The organism is Pedobacter sp. R-06 (assembly GCF_049913135.1).
Classification (GTDB): domain Bacteria; phylum Bacteroidota; class Bacteroidia; order Sphingobacteriales; family Sphingobacteriaceae; genus Pedobacter.
Genome location: NZ_CP183977.1, coordinates 41,744 through 61,533 on the forward strand (window position 1 = coordinate 41,744; position 19,790 = coordinate 61,533).

A 19,790-nucleotide genomic window follows, 5' to 3' on the forward strand; every position below is an offset into this window, starting at 1 on the left:
AAAAGAAAATGAAACCCAATAATAAATTGTTCGAACCTGCCTTGGTGCAGACTGCGCTAAAACAATCTTTCATCAAACTCGATCCGAGGGTAATGGTCCGTAACCCGGTTATGTTTACCGTCGAAATCGGAACACTGGTAATGGCTTATGTTACTGTGTACTCTTTTAGCCATAGCGGACAGGGATCACCGTTATACAATTTCTTCATCTTTTTAGTGTTATTGCTTACCGTACTGTTTGCAAACTTCGCCGAAGCCATTGCGGAGGCAAGAGGTAAGGCACAGGCAGACAGTCTCCGTAAAACAAGAGAAGAAACACCGGCAAAAGTACTTTTAGCAAACGGAATTATCGAAATACGTTCGTCCAACCAGTTAAAAAAAGGCGATGTGTTTATTTGCGAAACAGGCGATACCATTCCAACAGACGGAGAGATTATTGAAGGTATTGCCACCATCGACGAATCGGCCATTACCGGAGAATCTGCTCCTGTAATTCGCGAATCGGGAGGTGATAAATCTTCGGTAACCGGAGGTACGAAAGTATTGTCTGATGAGATTAAAGTTCAGGTGAGCACGGCTCCCGGCGAAAGTTTTTTAGATAAGATGATTGCCCTGGTTGAGGGTGCATCACGTCAGAAAACACCAAACGAGATTGCCTTAACCATTTTACTGGCCAGTTTTACCTTGGTGTTTATCATTGTGTGCGTAACGCTGAAACCTTTTGCCGATTATGCCAATACACCGATCACTATTGCTGCACTGATCTCGCTGTTTGTATGTCTGATCCCAACCACCATAGGCGGACTTTTATCTGCCATTGGTATCGCCGGAATGGACAGGGCGCTAAGAGCCAATGTAATTACCAAATCGGGTAAAGCGGTAGAAACTGCGGGTGATATTGATGTATTGCTTTTAGATAAAACCGGAACGATCACTATTGGTAACCGTAAAGCGACCAATTTTTATCCCACAGCAGGAGTAAACATTAAAGCTTTTACTGATGCCTGTTTGCTGAGCTCTTTGGCCGATGAAACCCCAGAGGGAAAATCAATCATCGAACTGGCTGCTGAGCAGGGTGTTAAATCTGCTGGAACACCTCAGGGATCTACATTTATCAAATTTACCGCCGAAACCCGCTCAAGTGGATTAGATACCCTCGATGGAAGAAGAATTAGAAAAGGAGCTTTCGATTCGATCAGGAATATTGTAGAAAAAGCTGGGAATATTTTTCCCTCCGATATCGAAAATCATGTAAAGGCCATTGCTACTAATGGGGGAACGCCTCTCGTGGTGTCTGAAAACGAAAAAGCCCTTGGCGTAATCGAACTTCAGGATATTATTAAACCAGGTATCAGCGAGCGTTTCGAGCGTTTAAGGAAAATGGGGGTGAAAACCGTGATGGTTACCGGTGATAATCCATTAACAGCTAAATATATCGCAGAGAAAGCTGGTGTTGACGATTTTATTGCTGAGGCCAAACCAGAGGATAAAATGAACTATATTAAAGACGAACAGACACTCGGTAAACTGGTAGCGATGATGGGTGATGGCACCAATGATGCTCCTGCCTTAGCACAGGCAGATGTTGGTGTAGCCATGAACAGTGGAACACAGGCTGCGAAAGAGGCAGGTAATATGGTCGATTTGGATAACGACCCAACTAAACTGATCGAGATTGTAGAAATTGGTAAACAGTTGCTAATTACACGTGGTACGCTGACTACTTTTTCCATCGCGAATGATGTGGCCAAGTATTTCGCCATCGTTCCGGCATTGTTTATCGCTTCAATTCCTGCTTTGCAAAGCCTGAATATTATGGGCCTGCACTCACCCGAATCGGCAATCATGTCGGCTGTGATTTTTAACGCCATCATTATTCCGATCCTGATCCCGTTGGCATTAAAAGGGGTGGCTTACAAACCTATCGGCGCAACTGCTTTATTGCGCAGAAACCTATTTATATATGGTATTGGCGGTGTAGTAGCCCCATTTATAGGTATTAAAATAATCGATTTATTGGTTGGCTTATTTGTATAAAAAAACTGTCACGTTGAGCTCGTCGAAACGGAATAACAAAAGTCCTTCGACAGGCTCAGGATGACAACAAAAAATAAAAAATATCATCATGAAAAAGTATATCATTCAATCCATCCGCTTAACCCTTGTACTATTGGTACTGTTATGCATAGTATATCCTATCACTGTGGCCTTTATTGGCAAAATGTCTAACGGAAACGGTGGAGGAGAAAAAATCACCAAAAATGGTAAAACAGTAGGTTATGCGCTATTAGGTCAATCTTTTACCAAACCCCAATATTTCTGGGGAAGACCATCGGCAGTTGCTTACAATGCAGCGGGTTCTGCAGGTTCTAACAAAGGTCCATCCAACCCCGATTATTTAAAAGAAGTGCAGTCGCGTATCGATACCTTATTGAAATACAATCCGGGTATCAAAAAATCAGATATTCCTGCCGATATGGTTACCGCATCAGGAAGCGGGCTTGACCCAAATATTTCTGAGCAAGGTGCCGCGATTCAGATCCGGAGGATTGCAAAGGCCAGAAATATAGACGAGAAAAAAGTAAAAGAACTTGTTGCCATGAATACCCTTAAACCGTTTATGGGTGTTTTTGGCCCTTCTTCGGTAAATGTGTTGAAATTAAACCTTGCCCTTGATGAACTTTAATTAGTGGTTTAGCGAGAAATCGTCATCTCGACTGCAGTGTTCCAAAGGAACTCCTTCGGAAGAGAGATCTTTGAAAAGTCATTTAATCAGGTCTCTCCATTCCGTTGCACTTCAGTCGAGGCGAAGATCGCGCTAGGCTTTACCCAATAAAAACAATCAGATAAAATAAATAGAAAATACAGATGAAAAAATTATTATTACTTGCCGCTACACTTACGATCACATTTTTCGCAAAAGCACAGGATGAACCTAAAATTAAAGTAACAGGTTATCTTGAGGCTTATTATGGATACGATTTTAACAAACCAGCCGATCATAACCGTCCGGTTTTTATTTATTCACATAACCGTGCAAACGAAGTTAACCTGAACCTGGGTTTTATTAAAGCTGCCTACGATACAGGGAATATTCGCGCGAACTTAGCGGTAATGGCAGGGACTTATGCCAATGCTAATCTTGCTGCCGAACCTGGGGTATTAAAAAATATCTTCGAGGCCAATGCAGGCTTAAAATTATCGAAATCTGAAAACCTTTGGGTTGATGCCGGAATCTTTTCCTCACACATCGGTTTCGAAAGTGCGGTTTCAAAAGATTGCTGGGTACTCACCAGGAATATTTCTTCAGAGAATACCCCTTATTACGAGTCGGGTGCGAAAATTACCTATGGCACCAAAGATGGCAAATTTACAGCAACAGCACTTTATCTGAACGGATGGCAACGCATTAGCCGCCAGAACGGGAATGATAAACCTGCCGGCGGACTGCAACTCACCTGGAAACCGACTGATAAAATCACGGTGAACTACAGCAATTATCTTGGAACGGAAGGGGCTGACTCAGTTAGGGTAAATAGATTTTACCACAACATTTATGGCATCTTTCAACTTACTGATAAATTTGGTGTAACTGTTGGTTTTGACTATGGAACGCAGCAGAAAGCAAAAGGCAGCGATGATAAAAACGAGGTGATCTCACCAGTGGCAATACTTCAATATAAATTTGCACCAAAATGGGCTGTTGCCGGAAGGTTCGAATATTATGAAGATAAAAACGGGATTTTTATTGCAACCGGAACGCCAGAAGGTTTTAAAACCAAAGGTTACTCGTTAAATCTTGATTATTCACCCATAGCAAATGCAGTAATCAGATTGGAGGGAAAAGCCTATGATAGTAAAGACAAAATATTTGCAAGAGAAGGTGCTGCGGTAAATGCGAATGCAGCCCTTACAGCGAGTATAGCGGTTTCGTTTTAATCCGCGGTTCGTCAATCCCAACTTAATTGGTAATGACGATACTCATTAAGATTTGTCATCCTGAGCTTGTCGAAGGGCTAGCCAAATGTATGGTAAAGCGTTTCGACAGGCTCTCCGTAGGAGTCCTTTGGACAACGTGACAGATTAGTATAATTTTAATATTAAAACAATGCATCCTTACATAGAAATATTGTTCAGTCTGTTTTTAGCATTCTTTGGAATGTTAATGATGAGAAAATTAAGCTCATTAAAAAGGAAAAAAACATCTGCCATCAAAAAAAGTTATGCTACGGAAAAATACTTTAAACTGCTTTCCAGAAAGATTTCAATTAAATTTATGATGCTATTATTCACCCTTGTTATGATTGTTGCCATCACCATATTGATAGAAAAGGGAATAATGACTGTTACCTGGTAAAAAATTATGGAAGAAGAACAAAAAGAAGAATCGGTCAGGCACTTTTTGGATCTGGTTAAAAAATCAAGGCGCGGAAAGCTCAAGATCTATATCGGCATGAGTGCCGGTGTGGGTAAAACTTACCGTATGCTCCAGGAATCGCATGCCTTGCTGCGGAATGGAGTAGACATTTGTATCGGCTATGTTGAAACCCACAAAAGAGCAGAAACAGAAGCCCTTGTTGCTGGCCTTCCGATCATTCCGCGACGAAAAATCTTCTATCGGGGTAAAGAAATAGAGGAGATGGATCTCAAAGGGATCATGAACCGCCATCCTGAGATTGTTATTGTTGATGAACTGGCCCATACCAATGCAGAAGGCAGCAAAAACACCAAACGCTGGCAAGATGTTTTCGACCTGCTCGAGGCAGGGATCAGCGTAATTTCGGCTGTTAATATCCAGCACCTGGAAAGCATTAATGAGGAAATTGAGCAGATTACCGGAATAGTGGTTACCGAACGTATCCCAGATAAGATATTGGAAATTGCCGATGAGATCGTAAACATCGACCTTACCGCTGACGAATTGGTTACCCGCCTTAAAGAAGGCAAAATTTACGATCAATCAAAAATTGAAAGGGCACTTGGCAATTTTTTTCAGTCCGATAAAATTCTTCAACTGCGCGAGCTGGCCTTAAAAGAGGTGGTGCACCAGGTAGAACGGAAAATCCAGACTGAAATCCCAAAATCAATTAAACTTCGGCCTGAACGTTTTTTAGCCTGTATTTCTTCTAATGCCGAAACTGCAGGAGTAGTAATCCGGAAAACAGCAAGATTGGCTTCTTATTACCGATCGCCATGGATTGTACTCTATGTGCAGAGTGATAGTGAGAGCATGGAACGTATCAAGCTCGATAAGCAACGCCACCTAATTAACCATTTTAAACTGGCTACCGAACTTGGAGCCGAAGTGATCAAGGTAAAAAGTAATGCAATAACCAAAACCATCATCGATATTGCCAACGAGAAAGAAATTACCACCATTTGTATTGGGAAACCCCATCTTAATATTTTCCAGGTCATTCTGCGTACGGCGGTTTTTAATGGTTTACTGAAGAATCTGGCGATGAAGGATATTGATTTGGTTATCCTATCGTAAATAACAATGGCTGACCACATCATTCTCAAATAATCAAAACCATATCCCTTTGTATTGGGTTGAAATAATTAGACCTATAGAAGCAATATGGAAAAAAAAGATACCAAAACACATTTGATCAACGAGATCACCACTACAGGATTACAAACTGCGGCTAAGAAATTGGGTGCTTCGGCAAGTAAGGCGCAGATTAGAAAAGGTGTTTCTAAAAACATCAGTTTAATTGATAAATTATTGCGCATTGCGCTTATTAAAAGTAAAGATTCGTCGAAAAGGGTACAAAGAGATATAGAGTTTGTTGGCCTGGGGATTATTGCAGCACATACCTTTTACCGAGGCTTTAAAAAGAAAAAACGATTGTTGATTTTTGAAGGCGTTTTTCTCACCGCAGCACTTGGAGGGGTACTATTGGCAACGCAACTTAAAACATTAAAACGGCAAATTGTATGATATTCTGGAGTTTCGGAATTCGTCATCTCGATCCTAGAGCTATCGGATGAAAAGTAATGAAATGGGTAAGATCTTAATAGATTTAGCTTCGTTAAGCACTACCTGGTTTCCAGATTGCGTTACACGCTGATCGAAATGACGATTTCTTTGTAGTTTACACCAATACTGAACCACCATCTACCACAATTACCTGCCCTGTGCCGTATTGTTGTTTCATGGTGTATAAAAATGCCTGTGCAATATCGCCGGCTTCTCCAACGCGCTTTACAGGTAAACGTTCACCTACACTAGCATAGAGGTTATTTCTATCCTCATTGCTCATGCTATTCCATAAATTAGTTTTAACCACACCCGGCGATACCGAATTTATACGTACTGGGGCCAGTTCTACAGCCATTGCACGGGTAAAACCTTCCATGGCTCCACAAATACTGGCCGCTACGCCCCAGCCGGCACTTGGTCTTGGGCTGGCAATACCTCCTGTTAAATTAATAGAACCGCCTGCCTTAATTTTCTTTGCTGCATATTTAACTGCAGCAAAAGCACCCCAATACCTTAATGTAAAAAACTGACGGGCATCATTGAGGTCAGTTTCATTAATCGTATTCAATACCAGATTTTCGCCTGCGGTATATACCAGGTGATCGAAAGGTTCGACCGAATTAAAAAACTGTTTGATGTTTTCTTCTTTACTCAGATCTACGGCAAAGCCTTTGCAGTTTTCGGGTAAGGATTTTAATGCCTCATTAATCCTGTTTTCATTACCGGAAACAATTATCACTTTTGCACCATCGTGCGCTGCGGCCTGTGCGGTTGCAAAACCTAGGCCTGAGCTTCCACCTAATATGATCACTGTTTTTCCTTTCAGTGTAAATTCATTTGCTTTTATTTTCATGATGTTGTAAATTGAAGTGCAAATTTTGAGATATCAACGACCAATTCACTTACCAATTGGTAAAAACGTTCTGAGCCTGTATTTTTGTTCAACTGAATTCCATACCATATATAAATCCCAATGCCGAACAAACTTATCAGCTACCTGAAATTGTACCATCAAATTTCGGCAGCAGAAGAACAATATATCGTGGAAGCCTTTAATCCCAAAATGTTTAAAGAAGGAGAAGCGCTCTCACAGCCAGGCAGTATTAGTAAAGAACTTTTTTTTATTGTTGATGGCGTACTCCGGATCGTTATCCGAAATGAAAAGGGGAATGAAGTGACCCATTATTTTTTAAAGGAAAATCAGTTTTGTACGATATTGAATAGTTTCCATAAGCAGATACCGGCAGAAGAGTGTATACAAGCAGCCTGCAATTGTGAGGTTTTAAGCATTAACAGAACAACACTTTTGAAACTTTACGAACAGGTACCATATCTTAAAACACTTATTGATCAGATTACACAACAAGCTTTAATAGACAAGATCAATATCCGAAATACCTATTTGGGGCAGGATTCTGCCAATAGATACCGGTTGTTTGTTGCCCGTCAGGCCGACATTGCCCTACGCGTATCATTAACAGATGTAGCTTCTTATTTGGGCATCACACCACAATCTTTATCCAGGATCAGAAGGCAGATGATCAGTCGCTAATGATTACTTCACTTAAACGTTAATTGCCTAACTGATCAGGGATACGTTTATGAAGAAGAAAATATATTTATGGGGAGATGATAAGGGAGGCTATTTTTGCATTTCTTGCTTTAACTTGTCCCTGTTCAAAAGCAATACCCGATTTTTGTAGTCTTGCCATTCATTTTAGCATATTCCTATGACACTTTTTAGCCAGAAAATTGTTCAATTTATATCACCCACATAGCAATAGAAATTTCATCGTAAACATTATTAAAAAAGGAAAAATGGATTTACAGTTAAAGCATAAAACGGCTTTTATAAGCGGCTCTACCGCTGGGATCGGATTCGCAATTGCCGAAAGTTTATTAAAGGAAGGTGTAAAAGTAATTATCAATGGTCGCTCGCAAAGCAGTGTAGATGATGCAGTGAAATCGTTGCAAGGTATTGCCGGGAACGAATTTATTTCAGGAATAGCTGCTGATTTTTCGAAAGCCGATGAAGTAAATAACCTGATCGATAAACTTCCTGAGATAGATATACTGATCAACAACGCAGGCATTTTTGAACCTAAAGCTTTTGAAGATATCAGTGATGAAGATTGGTTTAGGTTTTTCGAAGTCAACGTAATGAGTGGAATCAGGTTATCGCGGCAGCTATTCCCTAAAATGTTAAAGAAAAATTGGGGTAGGATTATTTTTATCTCCAGCGAATCGGCTGTGTTTATACCGGATGAAATGATCCATTATGGCATGACTAAAACTGCGCAGCTGGCCGTTAGCCGTGGCTTGGCAGAATTAACCCAAGGTACTGAGGTAACCGTCAATTCAATTTTGCCGGGTCCTACCAAATCAAAAGGGGTTGGCAGTTTTATTGAAGATTTAGCCAAAAATGGAAACATCACTATTGCTGAAGTAGAAGCCGATTTCTTTAAGAACATGCGGCCTACTTCCTTACTGCAACGTTTTCTTGATGTGAGTGAAATTGCAAATGCAGTTACTTTTTATGCAAGTCCGTTAGCCTCAGGAACCAATGGGGCTGCCATTAGGGTAGAAGGCGGTTTAGTGAGATCGATATTATAGTATGTTATAGCTGATTTGGGCATTTATAAACATTCTAGTTAACTTTTAATTTATCATTTTCAGATGTTAAAAAAAGACTTCTAATAATATTGTATTGGTGTGCAAAGAAATATTTTTTTGCTGCGCGTAGGGGTAAGTGTTGTATTTATTGTCTCATTTTAAAATTAGACAGAAATGAATACAACTTCGACAAAAATTAAAAGCGGTTATGCAACAAACATCAACTTCAAAAAAGCATCTGGTGTTAAAGCATTGGGTTTAGCGATATTATTAAGCACAGGTTTAAATGGTTTTGCACAAGAAAGCAAAAAAGGTAAAGTAAATATTGGTTTTGTATACCCGGTAAGCACAAACGGAACGCATGCAGCGTTAGATACAAATGTATTTTCTTTAAACGCTTTGGTTGGCGTTTCGGCAGCAGAAAAAGGACTCTCATTCGCAGGTCTTTCCAATATCGTGCGTAAAAATGCAAGCGGTACACAGTTTGCCGGTTTTTCTAACCATATCGGTGGCAAAGCAAGTGGGGCACAGTTTGCAGGTTTTATCAATACTTATGGTGGAGGGAATGGGGCTGCAATTGCCGGTTTCGCCAATATCTCAAAAGAAAACAGTGGTGCACAGGTAGCTGGTTTTATGAACTGGACTTCGAAAAACGTTTCTGCCATGCAGGTTGCAGGTTTTATGAATAAAGCCGCCGATGTAAAAGGTTCACAGATAGCAGGTTTTATTAATGTGGCAAAGAAAGTGAAAGGCGTTCAGCTTGCCGGTTTTATTAACGTGGCCGATAGCAGTGATTATCCGATTGGGATTATCAATATTGTTAAAAACGGCGAGAAAAGTATTGCCTTAACCACCAACCAGAATTTAACCACCATGGCTACATTCAGATCGGGCGGTAAAGTATTATATGGTATCATCGGTGCTGGTTATAACTTTAAAAATAAAGATGAAGTTTATGCTTTCGAAGCTGGTTTAGGCGCTCATTTTTTTCAATCAGAACACTTTAGGTTAAATGCAGAACTTACCGGGAGTTCATTACAAGACTTTAAACGGGGCAATTATTTCAAATCTACCTTTCAGTTACTGCCATCGCTTAGGATAGGCCAAAATTTAGAACTTTTTGCAGGCCCATCGTTCAATTTTGTATCAACCAATACCGAAGAGGGGAAAACCTTACAGAAACACTATGTAAAAAGCTGGGATAGGAAAGATAATACCTTACATGCCCTGTTTTTAGGTTATACAGGTGGTTTGGCAATTAGTTTTTAAGATGAATGATTGAGTTTTGAATAATTGAATTTTGTGCCCTATCTAACATTCTCTCATTCCATCACTCAATCAATCTGTCCTTCTCTCATTCAATTATTAAAAGATATATATTTGACTACAATTAAATCTGTGGAATTAACAGCAGTAGCTTCCGAAATTAGCCATCAATATTATGATGATACCGCATTTGAACATTTATTCAAAACGCATTATAATGCCCTGCACACCTATGCCCAGGTGATTTTAAAAGATGAGGATGTTGCTGAGGAAATTGTACAGGGAATGTTCTTAAAGTTTTGGGAAAAAAGAGATAGCCTTAAAATACAATCTATAAAAGCATACCTCTATAAATGTGTTTATAACGATAGTTTAAATTATATTAAACAGGAAAAAACCAAAAGCAAATACCAGGAATTTACGGTACACACCATGAATACAGAACATGAACCTGCCGCTGCAAAAGTCGAATTTACAGAGCTACAGCAGCACCTACGAGATGCCCTGAACCATTTACCAGCGCAATGTCGCACCATTTTCCAGATGAGCAGGTTCGAAGAATTGAAATACCGCGAAATTGCCGATCATTTAGGTTTATCAATCAAAACGGTAGAAAATCAAATGGGAAAGGCTTTAAGGATTTTAAGACTAAAACTGGCTGATTTCCTGGTGCTTATTTTACTTGGGTTATGGTGTTACAAAGATTTTTTTAATTAGAGGAAAGCGCATGACTGATGAATTATTGATAAAGGTTCTTCTAAAAGAAAGTACTGTAGAAGAAAACGAAAAAGTAGAAAAGTGGCTAAGCGCTGCTGAAGCCAATAAAAAGCATTTTACGCAGTTAGAAACCATCTGGCAGGTAAGCAATACCCTAAAAAACGAAAACAAAAGGGATGAAGAGCAGGCATGGACAAGTTTTAAGGCGAGAAGAGCAGATTTAAAACCAAGGGAGGATGGCAACAGCAAACGGTTAAATACCGGTAAAGTCTGGCTAAGGATAGCGGCAGTTTTGTTTATTGCTGTAGGTGGATGGATGGCATATAGTTTGTACGGCCCCAAAAATTATACTCAACTCACTGCTACGTACCAGGTGCGTACCGAAGCTTTACCTGATGGATCGGCACTTACCTTAAACAAGAATACCAAAATTAGTTATGCAGCTAACTTTAAAAACAACAGAAAACTGAAATTGGAACAAGGTGATGTGTTTTTTGATGTAGCCAAAGATAAAACGCATCCCTTTGTAATCGATATCGAAAAGATAAATGTAGAAGTAGTAGGTACCTCGTTCAACATTAAGCATATAAAAAAGGAAACTGAAATTAACGTAGAAACCGGAATTGTGAAGGTTCGCCTGGCTAATGATGAAATTAGGCTTTATAAGGGCGAAAAGATCCATATCGACGGCAATACCAGTAAACTGGTAAAAGAACAGAGTACCGATCAGCTTTACAACTATTATCGTAGCAACCTGTTCCAGGCGAATAACATTGCTTTATCTAAACTGGTGATTACCTTGAACGAGGCTTATGGAAGCAACATCACTTTAGATGAAAAAATTAAAGGCTTAACCATCAATACCACTTTAAAAATGGGATCGATAAACCAGAATCTCGAAATTATCTGCCAAACCTTAAATTTACAGTTATCCCGTAACGGCAACACCCTTTTGTTGTCTGCTAAAAAATAATGAAGACAAGACTAATTATTTTATTACTCTTTATTTCGGGCTATTGTGCTGCACAGGTTACCACAGTCGATTATAGAAGGAATTTATCCAAAGGAGTAAGCCTAAATGTTAAGCAAGAAAAGGTTGGCAATGTTTTGCAGATGATAGGCAAAGCTGGCGGATTCTATTTTTCTTACAATGGCGTGCTGTTCCGGCAAGATAGCCTGATTAACCTGAATGTGAAAAATGTTCCGGTGCGTGAGGTTTTAGATCAGCTATTTGATGGTAAGGTAGATTATAAAGAAAATGCCGAATACATTATTCTTCGTTATGCCGTAAATCATTTAACAATAGAAGCAGAGCACATTGCTAATGGCGACAATGAATATGCGATAAGCGGTTACGTGATTGATACCAGAACCGGCAATAAAGTTAAACAAGCCAGTGTTTACGAAAAAAAACTGCTTCAGGCTGCACTTACAGATAACAATGGTTATTTTACATTGCGTTTTAGGGGCGAGCACAGTGGCGTAATTTTAACGGCAAGTAAAGAAACCTATCGCGATACAGCCCTGGTTTTCCTGGCTGATATCAATATAAAACCTGAGAAATACGAAGATCCAGACAAAGAGAAAGGCGCATTTTTTACCAACACTTTTGGAGGGCGGGGAATATGGCGTTTTTTGCTCTCCTCAAAGCAACGCATCCAGAATCTGAATATACCTGATTTTTTGGCACAGACACCATTTCAGGCATCGTTTACCCCTGGCTTAAGTTCGCATGGCAGCATGAGTTCTAGTGTAGTAAACAAGGCATCTTTAAATATACTTGGGGGTTATACTGCCGGAACAAATGGCTTTGAAATAGCGGGTGCGTTTAATTTAACCAAAGGCGATATTAAAAAGATTCAGGTAGCAGGTTTGTTCAATGTAGTGGGCGGATCAGTAAGAGGTACTCAATTTTCGGGTGCTTACAACGATGTAAATATGAATGTAGATGGTTTGCAGGTGGCCGGTTTGTTAAATAGGGTAGAAAGTAAGGTTAGAGGACTTCAATTGGCCGGTGTGGGCAATATTGCAGGCAAAGATGTTAAAGGAGCACAGGTAGCCGGACTGATTAATGTGAGCAAAAATACTACAGGAGTTCAGCTGGCAGGTGTATTGAATAAAACCTCAGGCCGTTTAAAGGGTATGCAGCTTACCGGATTGGTTAACCATGCTAAAAACATGGATGGTTTTCAACTTGGTGTGGTAAATCTGGCCGATTCATCATCGGGCATCAGTATCGGTTTAATCAACTTATCCAATAATGGCTACCGCAAAATAACAGTATACAGCAATGAGGTAATCAATACCAACATTGCCTTTAAAACCGGAAATGCTAAATTATATACCCTATTAATCACGGGTAAAAATTTTTCAGATACTGCCCGGGCATTTACTTTTGGATTAGGTCTTGGTCATGATTTTGTATTAAACAAACATTTTGCTATCTCTGCCGAAGGAACGATCCAATCCATATATCTTGGCAATATTGAAGAAGCCAACAACCTCTACAGGCTACAGGCAAATCTGCAGTTTAATGCTTTGTCGAGGCTTACTATTTTTGCCGGACCTGCTTATTCGTATTATGTAAAGGGAGAGGCAATTTCTGGCGAAAAATATCAAAAGGAAGTGGCACCTGCCTGGAGCCATCACTTTAGAAACGGTACACAGGGTTGGTTAGGCTGGAACTTTGGCGTTATGGTTGCGCTGTAGATCGTTTATTTTTTACGGATTTTAGGGCATTTCTTTAATTAAATGGCCACTTAAAAAGGATTTTATGAATATATTTGACTACCAATTTTAATTTATGTTCTTATTCGCTGTTCCGCTATATTTTATAGCCTTTTTTGGTTGGATCATTTATGCCGCCTTGGTGAAGAAAAACTTGAAACAAAACATGCCAATGTTTTATTTTGGAGGTGTGTTTAGCTTGATCTGGATTGTGATTATTACGATTGCCTATATTTAAATACATCAATCATTATAAAAAGCATTTGACTCCTGCTTGCGTCATCACTTTAAAAACGCATAACAGATGCTTGACCTTAAGGCTTACCGTTTCATTGTAAACTGGTATTCTACTGTCTTCGCTGTTTGAATTGCCAGCTTTTTCTGTAATATTGATTAAGTTCTTTTTGTTTATGCCTTTGAAATCTATTATCCAGATAACGAAGAAGAACTGCTGCCTCAATTGAATAAAGAAGGGATTAACATGGTTTAAAATTTATGCCGACTATATCTAAAATTAAAATAGTTGATGATAGCGATCTAAGGGCTGAAATTGATAATATTTACGAGAAAACAGATCAGGTTTCTCTATCAAAGTGGGCAATTAAGTGTGCCAAAAATGCATTAACCTGTGTGCCAGATGAAAATATAGATTTATCCATTATTGAAATCGGATTCGAAATAAATAAACGTTGGCAAGTTGGAAAAGCAAGTGTTCACGAGGTTAGACAAGCTGGTTTTAAAATTCATGAGCTTGCCAGGGCATGTAACGCAGAGGTGATGAAAAATGCCATTCGAACGGCCGGTCAGGCGGTAGGTGTTGGGCACATGAAAGAGCATGCTATGGTATGCGCTGATTACGCAATTAAAACTATTGGCCTAGCTTTCCCTAAGGATTTAAACCGTATAAAAGCCGAACGTACCTGGCAATTGGAAACATTAAAAAAGATAATAGCCATGGAAGGAGAAGAGCCTCAAGCTGAATGAAAATTGTTTTAATTAAGGTAATGGTTTCTTTAAATCTGATTTAAAATTTTAAAAATAAATATTAATGGCGCAACAATTAGAAGTTTGGCAAAGAGGGCCACTGCCTGAAATTATTCCGATGTTACAGCCGGTAGCACATGCCTTATTACAAGCAAGAGAAGAGATTAATGAATATATGGTCGAATTTCCAATCGAACTGCTTTGGCAACGCCCCGTCGGAATGGCATCTACAGGTTTTCATCTTCAGCATTTAAGTGGAGTGCTTGATCGGGTATTTACTTATGCCAGGGCAGAAGGCCTTTCTGAATTTCAGTTTGCCCAGTTGGCTGAAGAGGGTAGAGATTCGGCAGTGGGATATACCGTGGCAGACCTTGTTAACCGTTTCAACAAACAGGTAGATCTTGCATTAGCGCAGATCAAAAGTACAGATGCAACCACATTGCCCGATTATAGAGGCGTAGGTCGCGCCGGACTCCCTTCAACTGTTATCGGCTTGTTGTTCCATGCAGCAGAGCATACCATGCGTCATGTAGGGCAATTGATGGTTACCGTAGCCGTAGTGAAGAATTCTAAAGAAGTTTAAAATCGCCACTGCCATAGGGTTGTCACTCTACCTCCTAAATTTGCTGCATAGTTTAAATAATTGATGTACAATCTGTTCAGGAAATTATTTTATGGATTGCGAAATAGCGGAAAACAAAGTAAAGGATATAGAAACTTTTCGTCCAGGCAGCATCAAAGAATGGCGGAACTGGCTGATGGGGCATCACGATTCTACATCGTCGGTTTGGCTAATTTATGGCAAGAAAGGCTCTGGTTTACCCAGCATTACCTGGAGCGAAGCTGTAGATGAGGCCCTTTGTTTTGGCTGGATAGACAGTATAAAAAAGCCAATAGATGAGAAGACGTTTATGCAATTTTTCAGTAAACGGAAAGCCAATAGTGTTTGGTCGAAAATCAATAAGGAAAAGGTAAAGCACCTGTTGGCACAAGGGCTTATCGAAAAAGCAGGTTTAGAAGCCATTAAAAAGGCTAAACAAAATGGATCGTGGGCCGCTTTAGATGCAGTAGAAACACTTAAAATACCTAAAGATTTAGCCTTAGAATTTAAAAACAGAAAAGGCGCAAAGATTTTTTTTCTTAGCTTAAGTAAATCTGTTAAGAAAGCCATCCTGCAATGGATTGTACTGGCAAAAAAAGCAGAAACCCGGCAAAATAGAATTCTTGAACTTGTAAATTCTTCATCCGATAATGTATTGCCAAAGCAATTTCGCCGCTAACGGGCAAACAATCCAAATTAACTGTTAAAGTAAATACCTACATTTTAAAAAATGGATATTACCAAAAGATTTGACCGGATATTGCAGATATTTTTTCTGTTACAATCTAAATCTGTAGTCACTACTGATGAATTACAAAAGCGGTTCGAAATCAGTTTAAGAACAATTTACAGGGATTTAAAAGCCCTGGAAATTGCAGGCATTCCGATCGTAAATGAATCAGGCTCTGGCTATTCTATTATGGAAGGGTTTAGGCTGCAGCCATCAAGGTTTAGTCAGGAGGAAATTCTCAGCTTAATGGTTGCCGAAAAAGTGATGCAGAAACACGAAACCCAATTTGTTAAAAAACATTTTGAGGCAGCACTTATCAAAATAAAAAGCTCTTTTCAGGTGAATCAAAAAAGAGATTTCCTGCATTTAGAAGATACCATACATCTTAAAAACGACCTTAAATCGAATGATTACCTGCCCAACATTATCGATGTTTTACTTAACAGCACCTTAAGGAAAAAGATAACCCATATCGATTACCTTAAAAGCGGCGATATTCATACGGTTGGCAGATCTGTAGAGCCAATCGGTGTATTCTACGAACACAGTCTTTGGTATCTTTTAGCCTATTGCCATTTAAGAAAAGATTACCGTAATTTTAGATTGGACAGGATTAAAAAAGTTTTAGTGCTCCAGGAAAACTTCACCATTACTCATCCGCCAATTAACGAATTCAGGGATAAAAGTCTATCTGAAAATATGATGAAAGTCGAAATTAGGGTAGACCGGAAGTATGCCCATTTTCTATATTGGGAGCGACAGATTTTCGGATTTACAGGTGAAGAAATTTCGGATGATTTTGTGGTCATGTATTTCGACTGTTCCCTTTCTGAAGTTTCTTTTGTGCGCTGGTTTGTTAAATTTGTTGATGTGGCGGAAATTATAGAACCAGCCCATTTGAATAATGAACTGGTTGAAATAATGGAATCTGGTTTGAAGAGAATAAAAAACAAAGAGGCTATATCATAAATATGGAATTGTCATCCTGAGCCTGTTGAAGGACTTATTTAAATACTTCATAAGGTGTTTCGACAGGCTCTCCGTAGGAGTCCTTTGGACAACATGACAGCATCTGAGGTGAAATAGCCTTTATGATACAGTCTCTTGATTTTTTTAATAACGGTCCCAGAAAAATGGAGGCTCAATACCTAATGCCCTTAAATATACAAAGCCTTGCCCGCGGTGGTGTATTTCGTTATCAATGAAATACAAAAGGTGGCTAATGATCGAAAACTCGTACTGCCCGAATAATTTAATGGTTTCGTGAAGCTGATCTTCGGAGATCTGGTTAAAGTACTCCACAATTTTTGGCGTATCCTCATCCCATTTTGTTAGGATCTCTTCTTTACTATTAAGCGGGAGATCATGACTAAAGGGAGCTGTTTCTCTGGTGACCATTTCTTTTAAACCAGGGACATTAATCGATAACAACTCTTTAATTAATGAAGAAAAAGGCCTCATTCCACCAACCGAAAATTCGAACAAATCTTTTTCGGGAAATTTTTCAATGGTTTTTCTGGTTAGTTTTCTGTGGCCTAACCAATGCTGTAGTAATTCGCTTTTAGTAATCATAGTTGCTGACATCTTGTTATATTATTTAATAGAACAAAAATAAGACTGGCCTATGACAGCTGTTTGTCAGTCGAAAAACAGCATATTGTTTTTTATTAAAATTTCTGTTTATTTTTTTGAATATGGTAAGCAGACTAACCTTTAAAGGTCATAAAGTTTGCAGTTTTAAAGAGACCACAGTTTCATCAAGTTCCATTTACTTATCCAGCACTACTGTAGCTGTCAAATCTTGCATTTGATTAATGTGTTCACGGTACATATTGCCCCAGTTAGACATTGCATCCAGCATTGGTTTCATGGTACGGCCCAAATCGGTTAGGCGGTATTCTACCCTTGGCGGTACTTCCGGAAAAACAACGCGGGTAATAATCTGGTCTTTCTCCAGTTCTCTTAATTGCGCCACCAACATCCGTTCTGATATGCCAATGATGTCTTTTTTAAGCTCACCATAACGCATAGTGCCATAAGAAAGGCGACACAATATGGCGGGTTTCCACCTTCCGCCGATTACGGCCAGCGATGAAGACATGCCACAGCTGTCGATCATCATTTTTTCGTTCAAAGCATTGGTTGATGTTTCTTTTCTCATTTCTTACTTTTTTGTTAGTACCTAACAATTTGCTGCTTACCTGCAAATGTAAAGTATCTCTTTTACTTTAGCAGAAAAATTAAAAATACACATGAAAAAATTAACAGATAAAATTGCGTTGGTAACTGGAGGAAGCCGGGGCATAGGTGCAGCGATTGTAAAAAGATTGGCTGCTGAAGGTGCAATAGTAGTATTTACTTATGCCCATTCAGCCGAAAAAGCTTTGGCGGTAGTGGCTGAGGTTGAAGCTGCCGGTGGGCTTGCCGTGGCATTAAAAGCAAGCAGTACAATACCAGCTGAAGTAACTGGTGCTGTGGCTAAAACAATTGCAGATTTTGGTCACATTGATATCCTGATCAATAATGCAGGTATTTACATTGGCAAAGCCTTTGAAGAGCATACCCTTGAGGATTATAACGAAATTATGGCCGTTAATGTACAAGCAGTTTTTGTGGCCGCTTTGGCTGCGGTAAAAGGCATGCCCGAAGGTGGCCGGATTATTACCATTGGCAGCAATATGGGCGATAACGCGGTTGGTCCCGAAACTACTTTGTATACCATGAGCAAATCGGCACTTCAGGGTTTTACACGAGGTTTGGCACGCGATCTTGGTGCCCGAAAAATTACGGTAAACCTGATTCAGCCGGGACCAATCAATACCGATATGAATCCTGCAGATGCACCATTAGCTGATTTCTTAAGAACCCGTATGGCTTTGCCAGATTATGGTACGGTAGAAGATATTGCATCATTTGTAAGCTTTATTGCAAGTGAAGAAGCCAGATACATCACGGGCTCGTTTTTAACAATCGATGGTGGGTTGAACGCTTAAAACGATCGCCAATAAAGCCAGGTCTTGGTCGGGACGGTGATTCCCGGCCAAAATATTGTAAAAATGGATGAGACTAAATCACCTTACTATTAACCGCACGTGAAAGTGCCTCAACCATATTACTTACTTCCAACCGTTCAAAAATCCGTCGCCTGTAATATTTTACGGTATCAGGAGCGACAAATATTTTTTCGGCAATTTGGCTAATGGTTAAACCCTGTGCATGCAGTTGCAATATTTCGATTTCCCTCTTGCTGAGTTTTGGTTTCTCTGATTTCTGCCAGATTTTACTTACAATGTTTAACTGCCACAGATCATCAGTACCATGTTTGTAAATATAGATGTTACCGGCCTGCTGATGATGCGAGATGGAGACAATGCACATCGCTTTCCACATCTTTCCTTCGCCAGTTAAAAATAAGGGAGTAAGTTTATGGTTAATCAGCGTAGGTTTACCTTCCTTGTTAATGAGATGAAAATCGTAAGTAATGCTATATTGTTTTTTTTCTCCATCAGGCAATTTTGCGAAGAAATCAAATCCCGCTTCGTTAATCAGACTCAATAATACGAGATCCTTTTCCGGAACATTTTTAAAATAAAATTCATAGCCTAAACCCAATACCTCTTCGGGCGAATAACCACATAAAAACAAGGGGTTTTCTGAAACATACTCAAACGCCATTTTTTCGTAATCGATCACATATACGCTTTCGTAGGTCAAGCGCGAAAAAGCTTTTATAGCTTCCATGTAATCATGCTGCTGAAGAAGGTCTTCGGTTGATATTTTTTCAACCTTATTTTTGGTCAGCAGAGTGGAGGTAATGTTATTTTTCATTTACGGGATGGCTTAATAGCAAATTTACACTAAAGTGTAGTCGTTGAAAATATTTTTGTGCCCACTTTTACAGAAAAGATTTTGAACGATGAAAAAATGGTCTGAATTAAGCTTGGCAGAATTAAACAAAACCAGGTCGAAGTTAAAGGGTGCCTTAATTGGATTTATGATATTAGGAGCGTTTATTGTTTTAACCTTGTTTTTTCTTAAGGCGAAACTAGTGTTATTCATCCCAGCAATGGTGTTGCCCATTACCTGGTTGCCAATCTACACGTCCTTAAAATCGGTAAATGACGAGATCAGATTACGTAATGCACCAAATGTTAATCAATAAGTTGT

22 protein-coding genes are annotated in these 19,790 nt (G+C 39.4%); 18 read left to right on the plus strand and 4 right to left on the minus strand.

Annotated elements, in window-relative coordinates:
- Positions 1-8: 8 nt before the first annotated feature.
- The 6 genes from kdpB to ACN9MR_RS00210 all read left to right on the plus strand — a co-directional run bounded on the left by kdpB (position 9) and on the right by ACN9MR_RS00210 (position 5,943).
- The gene (gene kdpB / locus ACN9MR_RS00185; protein ID WP_426327620.1) at positions 9-2,036 is read left to right on the plus strand and encodes a potassium-transporting ATPase subunit KdpB; all 2,028 of its coding nucleotides are present in this window, start codon (positions 9-11) and stop codon (positions 2,034-2,036) included.
- Positions 2,037-2,124: 88 nt separating this feature from the next.
- Positions 2,125-2,685 carry a K(+)-transporting ATPase subunit C gene (locus tag ACN9MR_RS00190; protein WP_426327621.1) on the plus strand — a complete coding sequence of 187 codons (561 nt, stop codon included), beginning with the start codon at positions 2,125-2,127 and terminating at the stop codon, positions 2,683-2,685.
- Positions 2,686-2,867: 182 nt separating this feature from the next.
- Entirely contained in the window at positions 2,868-3,938 is a 1,071-nt protein-coding gene (locus ACN9MR_RS00195; RefSeq protein WP_426327622.1) for a porin, read from the plus strand.
- 169 nt (positions 3,939-4,107) lie between these two features.
- The gene (locus ACN9MR_RS00200) at positions 4,108-4,356 is read left to right on the plus strand and encodes a hypothetical protein (protein WP_426327623.1); all 249 of its coding nucleotides are present in this window, start codon (positions 4,108-4,110) and stop codon (positions 4,354-4,356) included.
- A 6-nt stretch (positions 4,357-4,362) separates the two neighbouring features.
- Positions 4,363-5,493, plus strand: a complete 1,131-nt coding sequence (locus ACN9MR_RS00205) for a sensor protein KdpD (RefSeq protein WP_426327624.1) — start codon at positions 4,363-4,365, stop codon at positions 5,491-5,493.
- A gap of 87 nt (positions 5,494-5,580) precedes the next feature.
- On the plus strand, positions 5,581-5,943 hold the full coding sequence (locus ACN9MR_RS00210; RefSeq protein WP_426327625.1) for a hypothetical protein: 363 nt from the start codon (positions 5,581-5,583) through the stop codon (positions 5,941-5,943).
- Positions 5,944-6,097: 154 nt separating this feature from the next.
- On the opposite strand, the gene ACN9MR_RS00215 is transcribed toward ACN9MR_RS00210, so the two are convergent.
- Positions 6,098-6,838 carry an SDR family oxidoreductase gene (locus ACN9MR_RS00215; RefSeq protein ID WP_426327626.1) on the minus strand — a complete coding sequence of 247 codons (741 nt, stop codon included), beginning with the start codon at positions 6,836-6,838 and terminating at the stop codon, positions 6,098-6,100.
- A 120-nt stretch (positions 6,839-6,958) separates the two neighbouring features.
- Between ACN9MR_RS00215 and ACN9MR_RS00220 the strand changes: the two genes are divergently transcribed.
- From ACN9MR_RS00220 to ACN9MR_RS00265, 10 genes are all read left to right on the plus strand, one after another.
- Positions 6,959-7,537 (plus strand): Crp/Fnr family transcriptional regulator, encoded by a 579-nt coding sequence (locus ACN9MR_RS00220; RefSeq protein WP_426327627.1) that lies wholly within the window; start codon positions 6,959-6,961, stop codon positions 7,535-7,537.
- Between the two features lie 266 nt (positions 7,538-7,803).
- Positions 7,804-8,598, plus strand: coding sequence for an SDR family NAD(P)-dependent oxidoreductase (locus ACN9MR_RS00225; protein ID WP_426327628.1), 795 nt, complete (start codon positions 7,804-7,806; stop codon positions 8,596-8,598).
- A gap of 174 nt (positions 8,599-8,772) precedes the next feature.
- Positions 8,773-9,867: a hypothetical protein gene (locus ACN9MR_RS00230; protein WP_426327629.1), complete on the plus strand. Its 1,095-nt coding sequence runs from the start codon at positions 8,773-8,775 to the stop codon at positions 9,865-9,867.
- Between the two features lie 111 nt (positions 9,868-9,978).
- Complete coding sequence (locus ACN9MR_RS00235) at positions 9,979-10,581, plus strand: RNA polymerase sigma-70 factor (RefSeq protein WP_426327630.1); 603 nt, start codon at positions 9,979-9,981, stop codon at positions 10,579-10,581.
- Positions 10,582-10,591: 10 nt separating this feature from the next.
- On the plus strand, positions 10,592-11,554 hold the full coding sequence (locus tag ACN9MR_RS00240) for a FecR family protein (protein ID WP_426327631.1): 963 nt from the start codon (positions 10,592-10,594) through the stop codon (positions 11,552-11,554).
- Positions 11,554-13,290 (plus strand): STN and carboxypeptidase regulatory-like domain-containing protein, encoded by a 1,737-nt coding sequence (locus tag ACN9MR_RS00245; RefSeq protein WP_426327632.1) that lies wholly within the window; start codon positions 11,554-11,556, stop codon positions 13,288-13,290. The genes ACN9MR_RS00240 and ACN9MR_RS00245 overlap by 1 nt, the downstream gene beginning before the upstream one ends.
- A 513-nt stretch (positions 13,291-13,803) precedes the next feature.
- Positions 13,804-14,292 (plus strand): putative immunity protein, encoded by a 489-nt coding sequence (locus ACN9MR_RS00250; protein WP_426327633.1) that lies wholly within the window; start codon positions 13,804-13,806, stop codon positions 14,290-14,292.
- A 64-nt stretch (positions 14,293-14,356) separates the two neighbouring features.
- Entirely contained in the window at positions 14,357-14,875 is a 519-nt protein-coding gene (locus ACN9MR_RS00255; protein WP_426327634.1) for a DinB family protein, read from the plus strand.
- Positions 14,876-14,966: 91 nt separating this feature from the next.
- Positions 14,967-15,572: a YdeI/OmpD-associated family protein gene (locus ACN9MR_RS00260; protein ID WP_426327635.1), complete on the plus strand. Its 606-nt coding sequence runs from the start codon at positions 14,967-14,969 to the stop codon at positions 15,570-15,572.
- A 51-nt stretch (positions 15,573-15,623) separates the two neighbouring features.
- Positions 15,624-16,592 (plus strand): helix-turn-helix transcriptional regulator, encoded by a 969-nt coding sequence (locus ACN9MR_RS00265; protein ID WP_426327636.1) that lies wholly within the window; start codon positions 15,624-15,626, stop codon positions 16,590-16,592.
- Between the two features lie 144 nt (positions 16,593-16,736).
- Here ACN9MR_RS00265 and ACN9MR_RS00270 read toward each other — a convergent pair whose 3' ends face one another.
- Both ACN9MR_RS00270 and ACN9MR_RS00275 read right to left on the minus strand, forming a co-directional pair.
- A complete protein-coding gene (locus tag ACN9MR_RS00270; RefSeq protein WP_426327637.1) occupies positions 16,737-17,207 on the minus strand; it encodes a DinB family protein in 471 nt (156 codons plus the stop codon).
- A gap of 184 nt (positions 17,208-17,391) precedes the next feature.
- On the minus strand, positions 17,392-17,784 hold the full coding sequence (locus ACN9MR_RS00275; protein WP_426327638.1) for a winged helix-turn-helix transcriptional regulator: 393 nt from the start codon (positions 17,782-17,784) through the stop codon (positions 17,392-17,394).
- Between the two features lie 91 nt (positions 17,785-17,875).
- On the opposite strand from ACN9MR_RS00275, the gene ACN9MR_RS00280 reads away from it, so the two are divergent.
- Positions 17,876-18,616 carry an SDR family NAD(P)-dependent oxidoreductase gene (locus ACN9MR_RS00280; RefSeq protein ID WP_426327639.1) on the plus strand — a complete coding sequence of 247 codons (741 nt, stop codon included), beginning with the start codon at positions 17,876-17,878 and terminating at the stop codon, positions 18,614-18,616.
- 73 nt (positions 18,617-18,689) lie between these two features.
- Here ACN9MR_RS00280 and ACN9MR_RS00285 read toward each other — a convergent pair whose 3' ends face one another.
- Positions 18,690-19,451 carry a response regulator transcription factor gene (locus ACN9MR_RS00285; RefSeq protein ID WP_426327640.1) on the minus strand — a complete coding sequence of 254 codons (762 nt, stop codon included), beginning with the start codon at positions 19,449-19,451 and terminating at the stop codon, positions 18,690-18,692.
- 88 nt (positions 19,452-19,539) lie between these two features.
- Here ACN9MR_RS00285 and ACN9MR_RS00290 point away from each other — a divergent pair, with 88 nt between their 5' ends.
- Positions 19,540-19,785, plus strand: coding sequence for a hypothetical protein (locus ACN9MR_RS00290; RefSeq protein WP_426327641.1), 246 nt, complete (start codon positions 19,540-19,542; stop codon positions 19,783-19,785).
- Positions 19,786-19,790 lie beyond the last annotated feature (5 nt).

Excerpts from the sequence above, each read along its gene's own strand:
- ACN9MR_RS00215 (WP_426327626.1), bottom strand. The coding sequence starts at position 6,838 with ATGAAAATAAAAGCAAATGAATTTACACTGAAAGGAAAAACAGTGATC.
- ACN9MR_RS00245 (WP_426327632.1), top strand. The coding sequence starts at position 11,554 with ATGAAGACAAGACTAATTATTTTATTACTCTTTATTTCGGGCTATTGT.
- ACN9MR_RS00250 (WP_426327633.1), top strand. The coding sequence starts at position 13,804 with ATGCCGACTATATCTAAAATTAAAATAGTTGATGATAGCGATCTAAGG.
- ACN9MR_RS00190 (WP_426327621.1), top strand. The coding sequence starts at position 2,125 with ATGAAAAAGTATATCATTCAATCCATCCGCTTAACCCTTGTACTATTG.
- ACN9MR_RS00225 (WP_426327628.1), top strand. The coding sequence starts at position 7,804 with ATGGATTTACAGTTAAAGCATAAAACGGCTTTTATAAGCGGCTCTACC.
- ACN9MR_RS00240 (WP_426327631.1), top strand. The coding sequence starts at position 10,592 with ATGACTGATGAATTATTGATAAAGGTTCTTCTAAAAGAAAGTACTGTA.
- ACN9MR_RS00230 (WP_426327629.1), top strand. The coding sequence starts at position 8,773 with ATGAATACAACTTCGACAAAAATTAAAAGCGGTTATGCAACAAACATC.
- ACN9MR_RS00280 (WP_426327639.1), top strand. The coding sequence starts at position 17,876 with ATGAAAAAATTAACAGATAAAATTGCGTTGGTAACTGGAGGAAGCCGG.
- ACN9MR_RS00265 (WP_426327636.1), top strand. The coding sequence starts at position 15,624 with ATGGATATTACCAAAAGATTTGACCGGATATTGCAGATATTTTTTCTG.
- ACN9MR_RS00255 (WP_426327634.1), top strand. The coding sequence starts at position 14,357 with ATGGCGCAACAATTAGAAGTTTGGCAAAGAGGGCCACTGCCTGAAATT.
- ACN9MR_RS00220 (WP_426327627.1), top strand. The coding sequence starts at position 6,959 with ATGCCGAACAAACTTATCAGCTACCTGAAATTGTACCATCAAATTTCG.
- kdpB (WP_426327620.1), top strand. The coding sequence starts at position 9 with ATGAAACCCAATAATAAATTGTTCGAACCTGCCTTGGTGCAGACTGCG.
- ACN9MR_RS00290 (WP_426327641.1), top strand. The coding sequence starts at position 19,540 with ATGAAAAAATGGTCTGAATTAAGCTTGGCAGAATTAAACAAAACCAGG.
- ACN9MR_RS00260 (WP_426327635.1), top strand. The coding sequence starts at position 14,967 with ATGGATTGCGAAATAGCGGAAAACAAAGTAAAGGATATAGAAACTTTT.
- ACN9MR_RS00285 (WP_426327640.1), bottom strand. The coding sequence starts at position 19,451 with ATGAAAAATAACATTACCTCCACTCTGCTGACCAAAAATAAGGTTGAA.
- ACN9MR_RS00195 (WP_426327622.1), top strand. The coding sequence starts at position 2,868 with ATGAAAAAATTATTATTACTTGCCGCTACACTTACGATCACATTTTTC.
- ACN9MR_RS00205 (WP_426327624.1), top strand. The coding sequence starts at position 4,363 with ATGGAAGAAGAACAAAAAGAAGAATCGGTCAGGCACTTTTTGGATCTG.
- ACN9MR_RS00275 (WP_426327638.1), bottom strand. The coding sequence starts at position 17,784 with ATGAGAAAAGAAACATCAACCAATGCTTTGAACGAAAAAATGATGATC.
- ACN9MR_RS00270 (WP_426327637.1), bottom strand. The coding sequence starts at position 17,207 with ATGTCAGCAACTATGATTACTAAAAGCGAATTACTACAGCATTGGTTA.
- ACN9MR_RS00210 (WP_426327625.1), top strand. The coding sequence starts at position 5,581 with ATGGAAAAAAAAGATACCAAAACACATTTGATCAACGAGATCACCACT.
- ACN9MR_RS00200 (WP_426327623.1), top strand. The coding sequence starts at position 4,108 with ATGCATCCTTACATAGAAATATTGTTCAGTCTGTTTTTAGCATTCTTT.